Below are 17252 nucleotides of genomic sequence, written 5' to 3'. Positions count from 1 at the left end.
GAGATTCGCATTCCTCAACGGACGGCCGCCCCGGAAGGCGGCCTTTCCTGTCTCCTCCCGGGGCTTATGAGCTAGCAAGGGGCTTTGAGTGGAGACGAGCGGATATACCACCGCTGGGGGCGTCAGCGTCGAGCGTGAGGTACGTGAGGTGCCCGAGGCGGCCCTCGAGGAGATCGTGACCGCGCTGGGCGAGCGACGCGGCGGCGCGTTCTCCTCCGGCATGGACTACCCGGGCCGCTACAGCCGATGGGCCTTCGGCTACGTGGATCCCTGCGTCGAGCTCGTGGCCAGGGGCCGCACGATCGCGGCGCGCGCGCTCAACGAGCGCGGCAAGGTGGTGCTGCCCGCGCTGGCCTCCTGCCTGCTGGCGGCGGGCAAGCCCGTCTCCGAGCCGACCGACACCCACGTCGAGGTGCACATCGCCGAGCCGGGCGCCGAACCAGGCGAGGTGCTGCCCGAGGAGATGCGCAGCCGCCGCCCGACGGTGTTCACCGCCATCCGCGAGGTCATCGCCGCCTTCAAGGGCGAGGACCCGCACCTCGGCCTGTACGGCGCGTTCGGCTACGACCTCGCCTTCCAGTTCGAGCCGATCAGGCACGAGCTCGAACGGCCCGCAGACCAGCGCGACCTGGTCCTGCACCTGCCCGACAGGCTCGTCGTCATCGACCGCCAGCGCGAGACGTGCGTGGAGTACCGCTACGAGTTCACCGTCGACGGCCTGTCCACCAAGGGCCTGGAGCGGGCCGGCGACACCTTCCCGCAGGTCATGCCCACCGAGATCCCCAAGGACCCCGAGAAGGGCACCTACGCCACCGTCGTCGCGGCGGCCAAGGAGAAGTTCAAGCGCGGCGACCTGTTCGAGGTCGTGCCCGGCCAGGTCTTCCACGCCACCTGCACCGACCCGTCGGCCTTCTACCGCAGCCTGCGCCAGTCCAACCCCGCCCCCTACGAGTTCATCATCAACCTCGGCGACGGCGAGCACCTCGTCGGCGCCTCACCCGAGATGTACGTCCGCGTCACCGGCGACCGGGTCGAGACCTGCCCCATCTCCGGCACCATCGCCCGCGGCTCCAACCCCGTCGAGGACGCCGAGGCCATCCGCACCCTCCTGACCAGCGTGAAGGAGGAGTCCGAGCTGACGATGTGCACCGACGTCGACCGCAACGACAAGTCGCGCATCTGCGTCCCCGGCAGCGTGCAGGTCATCGGCCGGCGCCAGATCGAGCTCTACTCCCGCCTGATCCACACCGTCGACCACATCGAGGGCCGCCTGCGCCCCGAGTTCGACGCCCTCGACGCCTTCCTCACCCACATGTGGGCCGTCACCGTCACCGGCGCCCCCAAGACGTGGGCGATGCAGTTCATCGAGGACCACGAGGCCACCACCCGCAGATGGTACGGCGGCGCGATCGGCTTCATCGGCTTCGACGGCTCCATGAACACCGGCCTGACCCTGCGCACCGCCCAGATCAAACACGGCGTGGCGACCGTCAGGGCGGGGGCGACCCTGCTGTTCGACTCCGACCCCGAGTCCGAGGAGCGCGAGACCGAGCTCAAGGCCAGCGCCCTGCTCGGCGCCCTTGCCGCCGTCAACCGCACCTCGCCGGTCGCGCCGGCCACGGTGCGGGAGCAGCCGGGACAGGGCATGAAGATCTTGCTCGTCGACCACGAAGACTCCTTCGTCAACACCCTGGCCGACTACTTCCGCCAGGAGGGCGCCGACGTCGTCACCCTGCGCCACGGCTTCCCCGTGGAGATGATCGACAGGATCGCCCCCGACCTGGTGGTCCTGTCACCGGGTCCGGGCTGGCCGTCCGACTTCGGGATGTCCGCCCTCATCGACCAGCTGTACGCCAGGGGCCTGCCGGTCTTCGGCGTCTGCCTCGGCCTGCAGGCCATGGTCGAGCAGGCCGGCGGCACGCTCGAACTGCTCGACTACCCCGAGCACGGCAAGCGCGGCCACGTCTCCAGGCTCGGCGACAGCGCCCTGCTCGACGGGCTGCCCGCCGAGTTCGTCGCCGCCCGCTACCACTCGCTGCACGCCAAGCGGCCCGGCGTGATCGGGTTCACGCCCACGGCGCTGACGCCCGACGGCAACGTGATGGCGATCGAGGACGTGGCCAACCGGCGCTTCGCCGTCCAGTTCCACCCCGAGTCGATCCTGACGGCGGAGGGCGGCGCGGGCGCGAAGATCATCGCGAACGTGCTCCGCCTGACCCGCAGACCCTGACCGCCCCGGACCCCGGCGACCACTCCTCGCCGGGGTCCGTTCGCTCGTGTGGGATCTTCGGGTACGCGGTCGGCAAAATCGCGGCCCACGCGGCGATCACGCTCTAGAGTCGGGCGCATGCTCCCCGTAGCCCTCCCGGACGCCGTGCGTGAAGCCCTGCTCGCCCCGCTCGTCGACCACCACTGCCACGGGGTGCGCCGCGACGACCTCGGCCGCGCCCAGTTCGAGCTGCTGATCAGCGAGTCACGCCTGCCCGCCCCGCCGGGCACCACCCACTTCGACACCCCGCTCGGCGCGGGCATCCGCCGTTGGTGCGCGCCCGTCCTCGACCTCGAACCGCACGTCGCCCCCGCCGTCTACCTCGCCAGGCGCGAGGAGCTCGGCGCCGCCGAGGTCAACAGGCGGCTGCTGAGGGCCGCGGGCATCGTCGCCTTCCTCGTCGACACCGGGCTCGAAGCGCCCGACCTGCTGACGGCGGCCGAAATGGGCCGCCACGGCGGCGCCGCGGCCGCCGAGATCGTCCGCCTGGAGCAGGTCGAGCAGGACATCGCCGAGACCGCCGACGTCGCCGTCGACTACATGGACAGCCTCGCCGAGGAGCTCGTCGCCAGGGCCGTGCGCGCCGTCGGCCTCAAGTCCGTCATCGCCTACCGGTGCGGCCTCGACTTCGACCCCTCACGGCCCAGCCGCGGCTCGGTGATCGCCGCCGCCAACCGCAGGCTCTCCGACCCCAAGGAGCCGCTCACCGACCCGATCCTGCTGCGCCACCTGCTGTGGACGGCCGTCGACGTCGCCCGCGACCGCGGGCTGCCGATCCAGTTCCACACCGGGTACGGCGGCGCCGACCTCGACCTGTCACGCGCCGACCCCGCCCAGATGACCGGCTTCATCAGGGCGCTGCAGCCCCTCGGCGTCCCGGTCGTCCTGCTGCACTGCTACCCCTACCACCGGCAGGCCGCCTACCTGTCAGGGGTGTTCCCGCACGTCCACGTCGACGTCGGCCTGGCCCTCACCCACACGGCCGCCGGCTCGGCCAGGGTGCTCGACGAGCTGCTGGAGCTGGTGCCATTCCACAAGCAACTGTTCAGCTCCGACTGCTACGGCCTGGCCGAGACCTGCCACATCGGCGCCCTCTACTTCAGGCGCGGCCTGGCCGAGGTGCTGGCGTCCAGGATCGGGTCGGGGGAGTGGACCGCCGCCGACGCCGCCCGCGTCGCCCACATGATCGGCTCAGGCAACGCCCGCCGCGTCTACCGCCTCTGAACACCTCATGAGAGGTGGGCCTTTACGACGAATCACGGACTGCACTGAAACTGTCACAGTCTGCTGATGAAATGTGCAGCATGACTCACAGTGTCGCGGGCGACATGAAGATCACCCTGGCCAGCGAGCAGGGCCATCTGGCGCATCAGCAGATGGAGAGACTGGCACGTTGGGGTTCGAGACAGGGTCTCGGTCTCCGGGGGCGGGGTGACCTGGCATGCGAAGGCGGGCAAGTGGGCGGCGCAGGTCAAGGTCGCCGGGAAAGTGCACTATCTGGGCTTGCATCCCGCTCGTGAAGAGGCCGAGATCGCCGTGTCCGAGTTTCGGGCGCGCAACCCGTCTCACCGTGCGAAAGCTGTCATCCGTCAGACGCAATCACGCGAGAACGTATGACGAGGTGTCGTTGCTCGCCCAGCGCACACAGATCGACGACATCGTCGATTGTGGGGTAACCCCCATCGTGAGGCTTACCACGCAGGGCGGGCGCATGCTGCGGTGTGCGGTCGGCCAAGGCGTTCTGACGCTGGACGGCTGGCGTCCGGCATCTGCTCTACGCGCCGGGAGGAGGTCATGATCGGTGCCACCGCGGCCCGTCCGACCCAGGCTCTCGTGCCTCCCTCGCTGCGACAAGGGATAGGAGTGTGGACCACCATGCAAAGGATCCGGCTCATCAGGGACGTCGACACCTGCTATTCCTGTCGCGAGCAGTTCCCCCGCGACGAGCTCGTGCTCGATCACGTCATTCCGGTAGCTCTCGACCTCACCAGGGCGCTCGACGAGCGCAACCTCGCTCCCGCCTGCCTCGCCTGTCACCGTGCCAAGACAGACAGTGAGCAGGTCCTCGCCCGCCGTGGGGGAAAGGTGGCCGTGGCCCGGCCCGAACGGGTGGCGTCCGTCGAACGTGAGCCGTCCGCGCGAGTCTACGGCGTGCGGCTGGCCCCCGGTGCGGGCAATCACCTCGCCGGTGGCATCCTGGTTCGGGCCGCGACCCCGCTGCCACCCACATGAGGCGAGTCGCGACCATGGACGCGACCTGGTTTGCTTGGGCAGTCACATCACATCAACGAAGGTGGGGGACCCTTCCATGAGAGCGGTCGAACCTGAGGTCTTTCTCGTTTCCCGTCCCGAGCTCGACTACAAGGAACTTGCCCGGTACCTGGCCGAGGTCGGTGGCGAGAAGTGGCTGGAGCGGCTTGACCGGGGCGATCTGGACGCCCAGGACCTGGCCGAGTTCGCCGGCAGGCTCTGCTACCGCTCGTTCGAGCCCGGCCTCAACGCCAACGTGACGCGCATCCGCGAAGACCAGGCGGAATACCTCCGCAACATCCTCGCCAGCGCCCACGGTTCGGTGCTCGAGCATGTGAACTTCGGCTTCGTGCTCCACAACGTGAGCCGGGTGCTGACTCACGAGCTGGTACGGCACCGCCCCGGGGTCGCCATCTCGCAGGAGTCGCTGCGTTTCGTGCGCCTGACCGACCTGCCGTTCTGGTTCCCCGACTGGGCCACCCAAGACTCGGAACTGATGGAGCGCGCCACGGCCGTACTCGACCAGCTCGAGGAGTTCCAGACGTGGATGGCCGAGCACTTCGGGCTCGACAACGAGGGCGTGCCGTTCTCGGAGAAGAAGCACCGCACCTCGTTCATGCGCAGGTTCGCTCCCGAGGGGGTGGCCACCGGCCTGGTGTGGACGGCCAACGTCCGCACCCTGCGGCACACCATCGAGGCCAGGACCGCCGTAGGGGCGGAGGAGGAGATCCGCATGCTCTTCCAGCGCATCGGTGAGCTCATGCGCAAGGAGGCACCAGCGCTCTTCAGCGACTACGTCGTCGAGGACGGCGCATGGATCCCCGGCTGGCGTAAAGTCTGACGCCGTGAAGGTCCTCATCTCCGGTGGCGCCGGCTACATCGGCAGCACCGTCGCCTCCGCCTGCCTCGACGCGGGCATCACCCCCGTCATCCTCGACAACCTCGTCACGGGCCGCCGCGAGTTCGCGCGGGGCCGCGACTTCTACGAGGGCGACATCGCCGACGGCGCGCTCGTCGACCGCGTCTTCGCCGAGCACCCCGACATCGAGGCCGTCGTTCACTGCGCGGCGCTCATCGTGGTGCCCGACTCGGTCGCCGACCCCGTTGGCTACTACCAGGCCAACGTCGCCAAGAGTCTCGACTTCGTCGCTCACTTGCTGCGCAACGGCTGCCGGAAGATGATCTTCAGCTCGTCCGCCTCGATCTACGAGACGGGCGCCGACTTCACCGTCGACGAGGGCTCGGGCCTGGCGCTGCAGAGCCCCTACGCCCGTACCAAGGCCGTGTGCGAGGCGATGTTCGCCGACATCAGCGCCACCCAGCCGATCAGGATCCTGTCGCTGCGCTACTTCAACCCGATCGGGGCCGACCCGAAGATGCGCACGGGGCTGCAGTTGCGCAGGCCCAGCCACGCGCTGGGCAAGATGATCGAGGCGTGGGAGGAGGGCACGCCGTTCCGGATCACCGGCACCTCGTGGCCGACCCGCGACGGCTCGGGCATCCGCGACTACATCCACGTGTGGGACCTGGCCACCGCGCACGTCGCCGCCCTCGAACGGTTCGACACCTTCACCGAAGACGTCATCAACCTCGGCACCGGCACCGGCACGACCGTGCGCGAGCTGGTGACGGCGTTCAACGAGGTGGCCGACCGGCCCATCGAGGTCGTCGAGGCGGACCCCCGCCCCGGCGACGTCGCCGGCGCCTACACCCGCACCGAGCTGGCCGGCCGGCTGCTCGGCTGGCAGGCCAGACACACCGTCGCCGAGGGCATCGCGCACTCGCTGCAGTGGGCCCGGCTACGCGAGGAACTGCTCGGCTAGCAGCACCCCCGGCCCGGCTGCGCGAGGGGCTGAGCGCACCCTGGCGCGGCTGCGCGAGGAGGTGCGGGTCGATACAGCTAGGCGCAGCCGGGTCCGGCGGGGGCTGGGATGGCGGGCATGACGTAGACCTCCGCGCCCGGCGGAAGGGCGTAGTCGAGCCCGCCGAGCCCCTGGGTGTGGTCACCGCAGACGATCAGGTTGATGTGGCCCTTGATCCGGCCGTCGTCGTCGCGTAACCGCCCCTCCAGCAAAGGGTGGGTACGGCGCAGCGTGTCCAGGGCCGAGCCCAGGGTGGGCGGCGTGTCGTGGTCGGGGCCTACCGCGAAGACCTTGACCACGCTCTGGCCGCTCACCCAGTGGCGCAGCGTGCCGGGCAGCACGAAGACGACGAGCATGGCGGGCTTGGCCATGCTCTAGAGCACCGCCGCCCTGACCGTCAGGACGTCGGGCAGGTGGGCGGCCACCTCGCCCCAGGTGTCGCCGTCGTCGCGCGAGCCGTAGACCGAGCCGTCGCGGGTGCCGAAGAAGACGCCGGCCCTGCTGTCGTCGAGGGCGGCGGCCGTCATGGCGTCGCGCAGCACCGAGGCGTAGACGGGCCCCTCGGGCAGACCCTGGCCGTGGGGCTGCCAGCTCGCCCCCGCGTCGTCGCTGCGGAAGACCTGGTAGCGGTGGCCGACGGGGGTGCGGTCCATGTCCGCGTGCAGCGGCAGGACGTAGAGCGTGTCGGGTCTGCCGGGGTGGACCACGACGGGGAAGCCGAAGTCTGACGGCAGCGAGGAGCCGATGTCGGTCCACGACCCGCCGAAGTCGTCGCTGCGGTAGACGCCGAAGTGGTGCTGCAGGAACAGCCGCTCGGGCCTGGCCGGGTGGAAGCCGACCTTGTGCACGCACTGCCCGAACTCGGGATACTGCTGCCCTTCGGGCATGAACGGCGCCCTGATGCCCCGGTTGGCCGCCTCCCACGACTGGCCGCCGTCGCTCGTACGGTAGAAGCCGCCCGTCGAGATCGCCACGCCCATGACCTTCGGATCGGTGGGGTGGCCGAGGATCGTGTGCAGGCACAGGCCGCCGCCGCCCGGCTGCCACTGCGCCCGGTGCGGATGCTCCCACAGCCCCTCGACCAGGGAGTAGGTGATGCCGCCGTCTTCGGAGCGGAACAGCGCGCCCGGCTCGACCCCCGCCCAGACCACGTCGGGCTCGGACGGCGAGGGCAGCAGCTGCCACACCTTCTCCAGCGTGGCCCCGGTGCCCTCGGGGAAGGCGATGGGCGGCTTCTCGGCCTCCTTCCAGGTCTTGCCGAGATCGTCGGAGTACATCACCGAGGGGCCGAAGTGGCCGTATTCGATGCCGGCGAGCAGCCTCGGCCGTTCGCCCCTGGTGTCGATCGCGACCGAGTGGACCGCGACTGTGGAGAACTGGATGGGTTCGACGTCGAACGGGCCTCCGCCGCGGGAGCGGGCGAGGAAGAGCCCCTTGCGGGTGCCGACGGCGAGTAGTGCGTCGCTCATGCTGGTCTCCCATGTTGGCTTGCTGGCCATCGTGTCACGCGCCACCGACAACTTCCCGTGACTGCCGGATTTCCGGGCCCCGCGTCGACAGAATGCGCCATGAAGAACGCTGTGCCGTCATTACGTCATGGGTAATCGTGGTGATTCCGGTTTCCCGCTAGCGTTCGCTGCATGGGAGCGCTTGCCGTACAAGACGAGACATTTGGTGATCTGTTGCGTTCCTGGCGTCAGCGGCGCCGGGTCAGCCAGCTCGACCTGGGCATCGAGGCCGAGGTGTCGGCAAGGCACATCAGCTTTCTGGAGACCGGCAGGGCCAAGCCCAGCAGGGACATGGTGATGAAACTGGCCGAGGAGCTGGACGTGCCGCTGCGCCACCGCAACAGACTGCTGATGGCGGCCGGGTTCGCGCCCGTCTTTCCCGAGCGGGAGGTGCGCGCGCCCGAGATGGAGGTCGTACGGCAGGCCCTGGACAAGATCCTGGCAGGGCACGAGCCGTACCCCGCGCTGGTCGTGGACGCGGAGTGGAACCTGGTGGCGGCCAACGCGGCGGCGGGGATGTTCATGGAGGGCGTGCCCGCCGAGCTGCTGAAGGAGCCGATCAACGTGATGCGGCTGTCGCTGCACCCCGAGGCGATGGCCAGGCGGCTGGTCAACCTGGCGGAGGTGCGGGCGCACCTGCTGCACCGGCTGCGGCGGCAGGCGGAGGCCTCGGGCGACGGGCGGCTGGCCGAACTGCACGACGAGGTGGCGGGCTACACCTACCCGGGCGTGGACCTGAACGTGGCGCACGTGCCGGGCATCGCCGACATCCTGGTGCCGTTGCGGATCAGGCACGGCGACAGGGTGCTGTCGATGTTCACGACGATCGCGACGTTCGGGACGCCGGTGGACGTGACGGTGTCGGAGCTGGCGATCGAGACGTTCTGGCCCAACGACGAGGAGACGGCCGCAGCCTTCCGCTGACACCCCGGCCCCGCGGGAAAGGCCGCTGGAAAGTCGGTCAGCGCTCGCCCTGGACGACGTCGCGGTGGATGCGCGCGGGCGGTACGCCGTCCGTCTGCAACCTGCGGGCCGTCTCGTGCACCATCGCGGGCGGCCCGCACACGTACACCTCGTGCTCGGCCCAGGAGTGGAAGCGCTGCGTCACCTCCGGCAGATGCCCGCGCATCCCGTCGTAGGACGGCTGGTGCGAGACCACCGGCAGCACCCGCAGCCACGGGAAGGCCGACTCCATGCGGACCAGGTCGGGCAGGTCGTACAGCTCGGCGGAGGTCCGCGCGCCGTACAGCAGGTGGATGTTGGGCCGCCTTCCCGAGGTGATGATGTGGTCGATGATCGCCTTGATCGGCGCGAGGCCCGTCCCGCCGGCCACGCACAGCACGTCCCTTCCGCCCGACTCGTGCGGGATCATCGTGCCGATCGGCGGCCCGAGCATGATGGTGTCGCCGATGCGCGTGTGCCGTACCAGCGTGGTCGAGACCCAGCCGCCCGACACCCCCCGCACGTGCAGCCTGATCGTGTTGTCCTCGCGCGGCGCGTTGGCGATGGAGAAGGTCCGCCAGACCCGCGGCCAGCGCGCGGTCTGCACGGTGATGTACTGCCCGGCGACGTACGGCAGGCGCTGCGTCGGCCGCAGCGTCAGGACCGCGATGTCGTCCGTGCGCTGTTCGTGGTCGATGACCTCGGCCAGCCACCACGCGGGGGAGACGCCCGAGTCGGTCTCGGCCGAGTCGATCATGAGGTTGGCGGCGGCCGTGTACGCGGCCACCCACGCGGCCTCGATCTCGGCGGTCCAGATGTCGGCGGCGAAGCGTTTGACGGTGGCCAGCAGGGCGTTGCCCACCGCGGTGTAGTGGTCGGCGAGCACGCCGTACTTGCGGTGGTCGCGGCCGAGCTGGCCGAGATAGGAGGCGAGGCTGTCCGGACTGTCCAGGCTCCACACGATCCGGGTCAGCGCGGAGAAGAGCCGGTCGCGCTGGACGTCCATGGCTGGCGGGAACATCCCCCGCAGATGCGGGTTCTCCGCGAACAGCCGGCCGTAGAAATAGGCCGCCGCCTTGGCGGCGACGGGTTCGATGACGGAGAAACTCTCCTTGACGAGGCGCGGATTCAACGACATGCCTTTTGACCCCACCCTTTGACCAGAATGTGATTCCGGTCTGTCGTTCCACCTCCCTGACGGCTCCGGGTTGTGAGCGTGCGGCCAGCCCCGGCGTATCCGTACGCTCGATTCGGAGTCTTACACCGCCTCCCTGACGTCACAACCGTTTCACCTCAATACAGCGCGAAACCCGAACTATCCGTAACGGTGTCGTTATTTCCGAACCACAAATAAAGTGAATGCGTATCGCATTCGCATTTCGAGGGCCGCGGGCGGGGACGAACCGGGTGAGCGGCGGGCGATCCGTGGCGACATGTGCCGGAAGTGACAGCACTGATACCCGGGATAGGTGACATAACCGAAATCGTGTGCGCCATGATGGACCAGGAACCTGGCCCCCTGGAGCGCGCATGTCTCGACCGCTGATCGGCATCACCGCCTACTTCGAGGCCGCCCGCTGGGGCGACTGGGTGAGGGAGGCGGTCCTCGGCCCGCCCTCCTACTCCAAGGCGGTCGAACGGGCGGGTGGGGCGCCCGTCCTGCTGCCCCCGCTCAACCTGCACGCCGTCGACGACTACGTCAGGGGCCTTGACGGCATCGTCCTGGCCGGCGGCGCCGAGGTGGCGGCCTCGGCCTACGGGGCCGACCAGGACGACAGGGTGGCCGAGCCGCAGCCGCACCGCGACAGGTTCGAGCTGGCGCTGGCCCGCGCCGCCGTCCAGGCCGACGTGCCGATCCTGGCCGTGGCGCGCGGCATGCACGTGCTCAACGTCGCCCAGGGCGGCACGCTGATCCCATGGCTGCCCGACGTCCTCGACCACGAACGGCACGCCGAGGCCGGACGGCCGCACGTCATCCAGGTCAGCGTCTCCAGCAAGCTCGGCAAGGCGCTCGGCGATCGGACCGAGGTGACCGCGCCCCACCACCAGTCGGTCAAGCGGCTCGGCACCGGCCTGCTGGCGGTGGCGTGGGCCGACGACCAGATCGTCGAGGGCATCGAGCTGCAGGGACACCGGTTCGGCGTCGGCGTTCAGTGGCACCCCGAGCGCGGCGATGATATGCGGCTGTTCGAGGCACTCGTGGAGGCCGCCCGATAGTGATGAGAAATGGGGTGCCTCATGAGTAAGCTCGGATCATGAGCTTGCATCCCCAGGCCAGGGCTTATCTGGAGCTCTTCCCCTCCGACCTCGGCCTCGATCCTGCGAGCCTGGGCCAGGCGGAGATCGAGCAGCTGCGCGCCGTCGACGGCCTGGCCGACAAGCGCGGCCCGCTGACGCGCCTGCCCTTCGTCCGCGACGCGCTGGCCGACGACGTGCCGATCAGGGTCTACCGGGCCGACCCCGGCGACCACGTCCTGCCCGTCATCGTCTACTTCCACGGCGGCGGCTGGGTGTTCGGCAGCGTCAGGCGCAACGACGCCCTCGGCAGAGACCTGGCCGTCAGGACCGGGTCCGTCGTGGTGTCGGTCGACTACCGGCTCGCGCCCGAGCACCCCTTTCCCGCCGCCGCCGACGACGCCTGGACCGTGGTGCGCGACATCTTCGCCCGCCCCGCCTTCTATCAGAGCAACGGCCGCGTCGCGGTGATCGGCGACAGCGCAGGCGGCAACCTGGCCGCGGTGGCCGCCTGGCAGGCGCGCGACGCCGGGCTCGCCCTGGCCCACCAGGTGCTCCTCTACCCGATCACCGACGTGGCGATGGACACCCCCAGCTACCGCGACCACGCCAAGGGCTACGGGCTCGACGCCGCTGAGATGGCCTGGTTCGTGCGCGGCTACGCCGCCGCGGCCGACCCGCTCGACCCGCGCCTGTCACCGCTGCGGCTGGGCTCCTGCGCGGGCCTGGCGCCGGCGACCGTGGTCACCGCCGAGCACGACGTGCTGCGCGACGAGGGCGAGGCGTACGGCGCGCGCATGGCCGCCGAGGGCGTCGCCGTCGAGGTGCGCCGCTACCCGGGCATGGTGCACGGGTTCTACGGCCTGCCCGGCTACTTCGACCAGGCCGAGGAGGCCCGCGGCTACGTCGCCGACCGGCTCAGGGCGGCGCTGGAGGCATGAGCGGCTACGACGGCTACGACAAGCTCAAGCTCGACTGGCCCGCCGACGGGGTCCTGCGGATCACGATCAGCGAGCCGGGCAGGCTGAACGCGGTCGACATGACCGGCCACCGCGAGCTGGCCGAGATCTGGCGCGACCTCGACCGCGACGAGGCGGTGCGCGCTGTGCTGGTCAGGGGCGAGGGCACGGCCTTCTCCGCGGGCGGCGACCTGTCGATGATCGAGGAGATGACCCGCGACCACGCCACGAGACTGCGCGTGTTCGTCGAGGCCCGCGACATCGTCTACAACGTGCTCAACTGCTCCAAACCGGTGGTCAGCGCCATCCAGGGCCCGGCGGTGGGCGCGGGCCTGGCCGTCGCGCTGCTGGCCGACATCTCCGTCGCCGGCCGTACGGCACGCATCATCGACGGGCACACCAGGCTCGGCGTCGCGGCGGGCGACCACGCGGCGATCATCTGGCCGCTGCTGTGCGGCATGGCCAAGGCCAAGTACCACCTGCTGCTGTGCGAGCCCGTCACCGGCGAGCAGGCCGAGCGGATGGGCCTGGTGAGCGTCTGCGTCGACGACGCCGAGGTGCACGACAAGGCCATGGAGATCGCGCTGCGGCTGGCCAGCGGCTCGCAGGAGGCCATCAGGCTGACCAAGTACTCGCTCAACAACTGGCTGCGCACGGCGGGGCCGACCTTCGACGCCTCCCTGGCCATGGAGTTCCTCGGCTTCTCCGGGCCGGACGTCCTGGAGGGCGTCAGGGCGCTGAGGGACAAGCGCCCGCCGTCCTTCTCCTGAGCCTTCTCCCGAGCCGGGCGGCTCAGAAGCTCCTGGGCAGCCCCAGCACCTGGGTGGCCAGGTAGTTCAGCAGCAGTTCCTCCGTCACCGGCGCGACCTTCCCGATGCGGGCGTCCGCCAGCAGCCGCGCGACCGGGTACTCCAGCGAGTAGGCCATCCCGCCGTGCGTCTGGAAGGCCGCGTCGGCCGCCTCCCACGCCGCCTGCGAGGCGGTCAGCTTGGCGATGTTGGCCTCGGTCCCGCACGGCAACTGCCGGTCGAAGGCCCAGGCCGCCTTGTACAGCATCAGCCTGGCCAGCTCGATCTTCGCCTTCACCTGGGCCAGCGGGAAGGCGATCGCCTGGTTGGCGCCGATCGGCCGCCCGAACACCTCCCGCTGCTTGGCGTAGTCGACCGCCACCCGCAGCGCCACCTCGGCGCCGCCCAGCGCCGAGGCGGCCAGCAGGATCCGCTCGGGGTTGAGGATGTCCCACAGCACGACGGCGCCCTGGTCGATCTCGCCGACCGCGCTGGAGGCGGGTACCCGCAGGTCGTCGAGGAACACCATGTTCGACGGCGTGGTGTTGGCGCCCATCTTGGGGATCGGCCGGAACGACAACTGTCCCGCGGCCACCGCCTCGGGCACGTTCACCAGGAAGACCGTCATGCCGTTGGTGCGCGGTCTGGCCTCGGCGGCCGGGATCGTCCTGGTGACCAGCATCATCCAGGTGGCCCGCTGAACCCCGGTGATCCAGATCTTCTGCCCGTTGATCACGTAGTCGCCGCCGTCGCGCCTGGCCGAGGTGGTGATCGCCAGCGAGTTGGAGCCCGCGTCGGGCTCGGTCAGCGCGAAACACGTCTCGATCTCGCCCGTGGCCAGCTTGGGCAGCAGCTCGGCGCGCTGCTGGGCGCTGCCGTGCCTGGCCAGGGTCAGCGCCCCGAAGCCCGGCGTGAGCACGTAGGTGAACGCCGACCCGCCCGCCGCGCCGGAGGCCGCCAGCGTCTCGGTCGCGACCGCCAGCTCCAGCAGCCCCTGCCCGCCGCCCCCGAACTCCTCGGGTACGGCCAGGCCGAGCCACCCGCCCTTGGCCAGCTCCGCCCACACCTCCTCGGGCCAGCGCTTGTCGGCCTCGCAACGCTGCCAGTAGTCCATGCCGTAGCGTGCGCAGATGTCCCCGACGCCCTTCTGGACGGCAAGCGCGCTCTCGGGAAGCGTGAAGTCCACGTGATCACTCCGTTCTCGTTGCGTGCGCAATCGTAGAACGAAGTTCTGTGCCTGGACAGGGCGACAGGCCAAGATCCCTGACGTGACGGCGCCCGGCCGGCATCCGATGGAGCACGCGTGATGGACGGGCGGCCACCGGTGACCACGGTGGCCTGTCCCGTGCGAAGCCGTACGGGAAGAAGAAGGGGAGGTCAGCGCGGCCGGCGCGCGTGCAGCACGTACGCCGGCGGCGTGTTGCGCCACACCGTGCGCCCCAGCACCACCTCCTCGAACCGCTCGCCGAGCAGCGCCCGGAAGCGGCGCGCCGAGGCCAGCGGCATCGCGTGAACGTAGGAGAACGTCGTGAAAGCCCCCGAAGGGCACAGCGTGGCGGTCACCGCGCCGAGCAGCCGCCGCTGCAGATCCTCGGGGAAGGCCGCCCACGGCAGCCCGCTGACCACCACATCGGCCCTGGCCAGGTGCCGCTCCCGCAGCAGGTCCGGCAGCCGCGCCGCGTCGTCCTGCGCCACGTCCACCAGCGGGAACCGGTCGGCGAGCAAGGTGGCCAGCGTCGGATTCAGCTCCACCGCCAGGTGGTGGCCACGCCCGTTCAGCCTGCGCTGGATCTCCGCCGTGAACGGGCCGGTGCCAGGACCCAACTCGACCACGGTCGGCTCGCCCCGCTCGGGCACGGACGTGCAGACGACCTCGGCCAGCCGTCGGGAACTCGGCGCGAGGGCGCCGATCGTGCCAGGCGAACGCATGAACTGGCCGAGGAACAACGTGGTGTCGTTGGGCATGGGACAACGTTACGGTGCGGGGTCAAAACAGGTAATCCATCTTACGGGCGAATGTCCGGCCACTAGGAGGATGCGCACTCCTCCGACTGGAGGATCGAGCAGGTCACGCCCGTCGATACGGTTGTGCCATGCGATGGCGTGGTCTGGCCCCCGACGTGCTGCTCGCCGTCTCCGGAGTCGCCCTCGACCTGCTGATGTCCGGCAAGGCGGGCGGCCCGCGCGCCGAATGGCTCGTGCCCCTGTTCGCGGTGCTGGTCGGCGCCCCGATGGGGCTCGTGCGCCGCTGGCCCGCCCCCGTCGGCCTCTACCTGGCCGGCCTGCTCGTCTTCACCGACCAGATCGGCTCCTTCACCTCCAACACCGCGCAGATCCTGATGTGCGTCGCGATCGGCGCCACCGGCTACTTCCGCGGCTGGCAGGCCGCCCTGATCGTGGTGAGCGCGGGCACGCTGGCCACCGGGCTCAACATCGCCGACCCCGGCCTCGCCTTCACCAGCCAGGCCTGGTTCTACCCCGTCGGCATCGCCCTGCTGCCCGCCCTCGTCGGCCGCTACCTGCGCGGCCCCGCCGGGCGGCTCGAAGCCCCCGAGATCACCCCCGACGTACTGCTGGCGGGCGCGGGCGTGGCCGTCGCCGTGCTGGGCACCTGGTCCTACTGGCACAACGGCAGCCAGCCCGCCTGGGTCATCGGCTCCTTCGTCGTGGGAGCGGGCCTCGCGCTGGGCGTGGCCAGGCGGCTGCCCGCCGCCGTGGTCGGGGTCGAGAGCGTGCTGCTGCTGAGCGCGCACCAGTTCATCCCCGCGGCCACCACCACCATCCAGGTCGCGCTGCTGGCCGCGGTCGGCGTGTTCGCGATGCGCGTGGCCTCCTGGTTCTGGAACCTCGTGGTCTACGTGGCCGCCGCCTCGCTGGCCGCGGTGGTCGTGGTCAACGGCGACGACAGCGTCACCCCGCTCAAGGTCGTCCTGCTACTCGTGGTCGTCGCCACCCCGATCGCGATCGGCAGGTACGCCGGGGCCAGGCAGGCGGCCGCGGAGGCCGAGCGGCTGCGGGTGCGCGAGTCCGAACGGCTGGCGATCGCCCAGCTGCGCGCCGACCAGCTGGCCGAGCGCGAACGCATCGCCCGCGAGGTGCACGACATCGTCGCCCACCACGTCGGCGCCATGGTGCTGCGCGCCTCCGCCGCCCGCTACGCCGCGCCCGACGGGCCCGTCGCCGACGCGCTCGCCGACATCAAGGAGACCGGCCACCAGGTGCTCGAGGACCTGCGCGGACTGCTCGACGTGCTGCGCGACCCCGGCAACGACGCGACGTTGCTGGCCGACCCGGCCGACGTCGTCACCGAGTCCGCCGAGCGGATGAGCGCCGCGGGGCTGGTCGTCGACCTCGTCCTCGACCCTGCGCTCGGCGAGGCGCCGCTGGTGGCCAGGGCCTCGGCGGCCCGCATCGTCCAGGAGGGTCTGACCAACGTGCTCAAGCACGCCGGCCCAGGCACCGCCGTCAGGGTCGCGCTGGCCGCGCGTGACGGCGAGCTGGTCGTCGAGGTGGTCAACGGCCGCCCGCCCACCTTCCGCGAGCCGCTGCCGTCCTCGGGCCAGGGCCTGGCCGGCATGCGCGAGCGGGCCAGGGCGCTGGGCGGCACGCTGACCGCCGGCCCCGACGGCGGCGGCTGGCGCCTGGCCGTGACCCTGCCCTACCCCAGCCCCTATTCCTTCTCCACGACGTCCACGACTTCCAAGACTTCCAAGACAAAGGTGACGATGTGATCCGCGTGGTGGTGGCCGACGACCAGGCCCTGGTCAGGGCGGGCGTCCGGATGCTGCTGCAGGCGGCGGGCGACATGGAGGTCGTCGGCGAGGCCGACGACGGGGCCGAGGCGGTCCGCCTCGCCGAGCACCACAGGCCCGACGTCGTGCTCATGGACCTGCGCATGCCGAGAGTCGACGGGCTCGAGGCGATCAAGCGGATCCTGGCCGCCCAGCCGGCCGCGAAGATCGTCGTGCTGACCACCTTCGCCGACGACGCCAACGTCTACGCCGCGCTGCGCGTCGGCGCGCTCGGCTTCCTGGTCAAGGACGACGAGCCCGAACGCATGGTCGAGGCCGTGCGCAGGGCCGCCTCGGGCGAGCAGCTGCTCGCCCCCTCCGTGCTGCGCAGAGTGGTCGAGCGCGCGCTGGCGGCCGAGCAGCAGGCCGCGCCCACCCCGGCCGGGCTCACCGAACGCGAGCTCGAGGTGCTCGCCCTGGTCGGCACCGGCCTGTCCAACGCCGAGATCGCCGACCGCCTCCACGTCGGCGTCACCACCGTCAAGACCCATGTCGGTTCGGCCATGGACAAGCTCGGCCTGCGCAACCGCATCCAGGCCGCGGTCGTCGCCCACCGCATCGGCCTGGTCGACGCGGCCTTCCGCCCGGTGCGCCATCCGCCCAGGGGGTGACCGGGGGATCACCCGGCAGGCTGACGACCCCGATCGC

General features: G+C 70.6%; 17 protein-coding genes. 12 read left to right on the top strand and 5 right to left on the bottom strand.

Annotation, left to right across the window (positions count from 1 at the left end; genetic code table 11):
* Positions 1 to 88: 88 nt before the first annotated feature.
* From ACFXJ8_RS14325 to galE, 6 genes are all read left to right on the top strand, one after another.
* On the top strand, positions 89 to 2230 hold the full coding sequence (locus ACFXJ8_RS14325) for an anthranilate synthase component I (protein ID WP_379644318.1): 2142 nt from the start codon (positions 89 to 91) through the stop codon (positions 2228 to 2230).
* Positions 2231 to 2347: 117 nt separating this feature from the next.
* Positions 2348 to 3493 (top strand): amidohydrolase family protein, encoded by a 1146-nt coding sequence (locus ACFXJ8_RS14320; RefSeq protein ID WP_379644317.1) that lies wholly within the window; start codon positions 2348 to 2350, stop codon positions 3491 to 3493.
* Positions 3494 to 3700: 207 nt separating this feature from the next.
* Positions 3701 to 3886 (top strand): hypothetical protein, encoded by a 186-nt coding sequence (locus ACFXJ8_RS14315; protein ID WP_379644316.1) that lies wholly within the window; start codon positions 3701 to 3703, stop codon positions 3884 to 3886.
* A 258-nt stretch (positions 3887 to 4144) separates the two neighbouring features.
* Complete coding sequence (locus tag ACFXJ8_RS14310; RefSeq protein ID WP_379644315.1) at positions 4145 to 4501, top strand: HNH endonuclease; 357 nt, start codon at positions 4145 to 4147, stop codon at positions 4499 to 4501.
* A gap of 76 nt (positions 4502 to 4577) precedes the next feature.
* Entirely contained in the window at positions 4578 to 5360 is a 783-nt protein-coding gene (gene thyX, locus ACFXJ8_RS14305) for an FAD-dependent thymidylate synthase (protein WP_379644314.1), read from the top strand.
* A 4-nt stretch (positions 5361 to 5364) separates the two neighbouring features.
* The gene (gene galE / locus ACFXJ8_RS14300; protein WP_379644313.1) at positions 5365 to 6342 is read left to right on the top strand and encodes a UDP-glucose 4-epimerase GalE; all 978 of its coding nucleotides are present in this window, start codon (positions 5365 to 5367) and stop codon (positions 6340 to 6342) included.
* Positions 6343 to 6419: 77 nt separating this feature from the next.
* On the opposite strand, the gene ACFXJ8_RS14295 is transcribed toward galE, so the two are convergent.
* Positions 6420 to 6752: a hypothetical protein gene (locus tag ACFXJ8_RS14295; protein ID WP_379644312.1), complete on the bottom strand. Its 333-nt coding sequence runs from the start codon at positions 6750 to 6752 to the stop codon at positions 6420 to 6422.
* A gap of 3 nt (positions 6753 to 6755) precedes the next feature.
* Entirely contained in the window at positions 6756 to 7850 is a 1095-nt protein-coding gene (locus tag ACFXJ8_RS14290; RefSeq protein ID WP_379644311.1) for a WD40/YVTN/BNR-like repeat-containing protein, read from the bottom strand.
* Positions 7851 to 8063: 213 nt separating this feature from the next.
* Between ACFXJ8_RS14290 and ACFXJ8_RS14285 the strand changes: the two genes are divergently transcribed.
* On the top strand, positions 8064 to 8813 hold the full coding sequence (locus ACFXJ8_RS14285; RefSeq protein ID WP_379644310.1) for a helix-turn-helix domain-containing protein: 750 nt from the start codon (positions 8064 to 8066) through the stop codon (positions 8811 to 8813).
* Positions 8814 to 8850: 37 nt separating this feature from the next.
* Here the strand turns inward: ACFXJ8_RS14285 and ACFXJ8_RS14280 are convergent, their stop codons facing one another.
* The gene (locus ACFXJ8_RS14280) at positions 8851 to 9969 is read right to left on the bottom strand and encodes a globin domain-containing protein (protein ID WP_379644309.1); all 1119 of its coding nucleotides are present in this window, start codon (positions 9967 to 9969) and stop codon (positions 8851 to 8853) included.
* A gap of 392 nt (positions 9970 to 10361) precedes the next feature.
* Between ACFXJ8_RS14280 and ACFXJ8_RS14275 the strand changes: the two genes are divergently transcribed.
* The 3 genes from ACFXJ8_RS14275 to ACFXJ8_RS14265 are packed head-to-tail and all read left to right on the top strand — an operon-like array spanning position 10362 to position 12795.
* Positions 10362 to 11048 (top strand): gamma-glutamyl-gamma-aminobutyrate hydrolase family protein, encoded by a 687-nt coding sequence (locus ACFXJ8_RS14275; RefSeq protein WP_379644308.1) that lies wholly within the window; start codon positions 10362 to 10364, stop codon positions 11046 to 11048.
* A gap of 38 nt (positions 11049 to 11086) precedes the next feature.
* Positions 11087 to 12007 carry an alpha/beta hydrolase gene (locus ACFXJ8_RS14270; protein WP_379644307.1) on the top strand — a complete coding sequence of 307 codons (921 nt, stop codon included), beginning with the start codon at positions 11087 to 11089 and terminating at the stop codon, positions 12005 to 12007.
* Entirely contained in the window at positions 12004 to 12795 is a 792-nt protein-coding gene (locus ACFXJ8_RS14265) for an enoyl-CoA hydratase/isomerase family protein (RefSeq protein WP_379644306.1), read from the top strand. The genes ACFXJ8_RS14270 and ACFXJ8_RS14265 overlap by 4 nt, the downstream gene beginning before the upstream one ends.
* A gap of 22 nt (positions 12796 to 12817) precedes the next feature.
* Here ACFXJ8_RS14265 and ACFXJ8_RS14260 read toward each other — a convergent pair whose 3' ends face one another.
* Positions 12818 to 13999 (bottom strand): acyl-CoA dehydrogenase family protein, encoded by a 1182-nt coding sequence (locus tag ACFXJ8_RS14260; RefSeq protein WP_379644305.1) that lies wholly within the window; start codon positions 13997 to 13999, stop codon positions 12818 to 12820.
* A 191-nt stretch (positions 14000 to 14190) separates the two neighbouring features.
* Positions 14191 to 14778, bottom strand: coding sequence for a class I SAM-dependent methyltransferase (locus ACFXJ8_RS14255; RefSeq protein ID WP_379644304.1), 588 nt, complete (start codon positions 14776 to 14778; stop codon positions 14191 to 14193).
* 128 nt (positions 14779 to 14906) lie between these two features.
* Between ACFXJ8_RS14255 and ACFXJ8_RS14250 the strand changes: the two genes are divergently transcribed.
* Together ACFXJ8_RS14250 and ACFXJ8_RS14245 are read left to right on the top strand one after the other, a co-directional pair.
* A complete protein-coding gene (locus ACFXJ8_RS14250) occupies positions 14907 to 16544 on the top strand; it encodes a sensor histidine kinase (RefSeq protein ID WP_379644303.1) in 1638 nt (545 codons plus the stop codon).
* Positions 16541 to 17215: a response regulator gene (locus ACFXJ8_RS14245; RefSeq protein WP_379644302.1), complete on the top strand. Its 675-nt coding sequence runs from the start codon at positions 16541 to 16543 to the stop codon at positions 17213 to 17215. The genes ACFXJ8_RS14250 and ACFXJ8_RS14245 overlap by 4 nt, the downstream gene beginning before the upstream one ends.
* Positions 17216 to 17252: the final 37 nt, after the last annotated feature.

Source organism: Nonomuraea sp. NPDC059194, assembly GCF_042754765.1.
Lineage (GTDB): Bacteria > Actinomycetota > Actinomycetes > Streptosporangiales > Streptosporangiaceae > Nonomuraea.
This window is presented reverse-complemented; position numbering and strand designations above follow the sequence as displayed.

Bases quoted from the DNA above. Each gene is read 5' to 3' on its own strand.
- ACFXJ8_RS14250 (WP_379644303.1), top strand. From the start codon at position 14,907: ATGCGATGGCGTGGTCTGGCCCCCGACGTGCTGCTCGCCGTCTCCGGA.
- ACFXJ8_RS14320 (WP_379644317.1), top strand. From the start codon at position 2,348: ATGCTCCCCGTAGCCCTCCCGGACGCCGTGCGTGAAGCCCTGCTCGCC.
- ACFXJ8_RS14275 (WP_379644308.1), top strand. From the start codon at position 10,362: ATGTCTCGACCGCTGATCGGCATCACCGCCTACTTCGAGGCCGCCCGC.
- ACFXJ8_RS14280 (WP_379644309.1), bottom strand. From the start codon at position 9,969: ATGTCGTTGAATCCGCGCCTCGTCAAGGAGAGTTTCTCCGTCATCGAA.
- ACFXJ8_RS14265 (WP_379644306.1), top strand. From the start codon at position 12,004: ATGAGCGGCTACGACGGCTACGACAAGCTCAAGCTCGACTGGCCCGCC.
- ACFXJ8_RS14290 (WP_379644311.1), bottom strand. From the start codon at position 7,850: ATGAGCGACGCACTACTCGCCGTCGGCACCCGCAAGGGGCTCTTCCTC.
- thyX (WP_379644314.1), top strand. From the start codon at position 4,578: ATGAGAGCGGTCGAACCTGAGGTCTTTCTCGTTTCCCGTCCCGAGCTC.
- ACFXJ8_RS14295 (WP_379644312.1), bottom strand. From the start codon at position 6,752: ATGGCCAAGCCCGCCATGCTCGTCGTCTTCGTGCTGCCCGGCACGCTG.
- ACFXJ8_RS14270 (WP_379644307.1), top strand. From the start codon at position 11,087: ATGAGCTTGCATCCCCAGGCCAGGGCTTATCTGGAGCTCTTCCCCTCC.
- ACFXJ8_RS14255 (WP_379644304.1), bottom strand. From the start codon at position 14,778: ATGCCCAACGACACCACGTTGTTCCTCGGCCAGTTCATGCGTTCGCCT.
- ACFXJ8_RS14310 (WP_379644315.1), top strand. From the start codon at position 4,145: ATGCAAAGGATCCGGCTCATCAGGGACGTCGACACCTGCTATTCCTGT.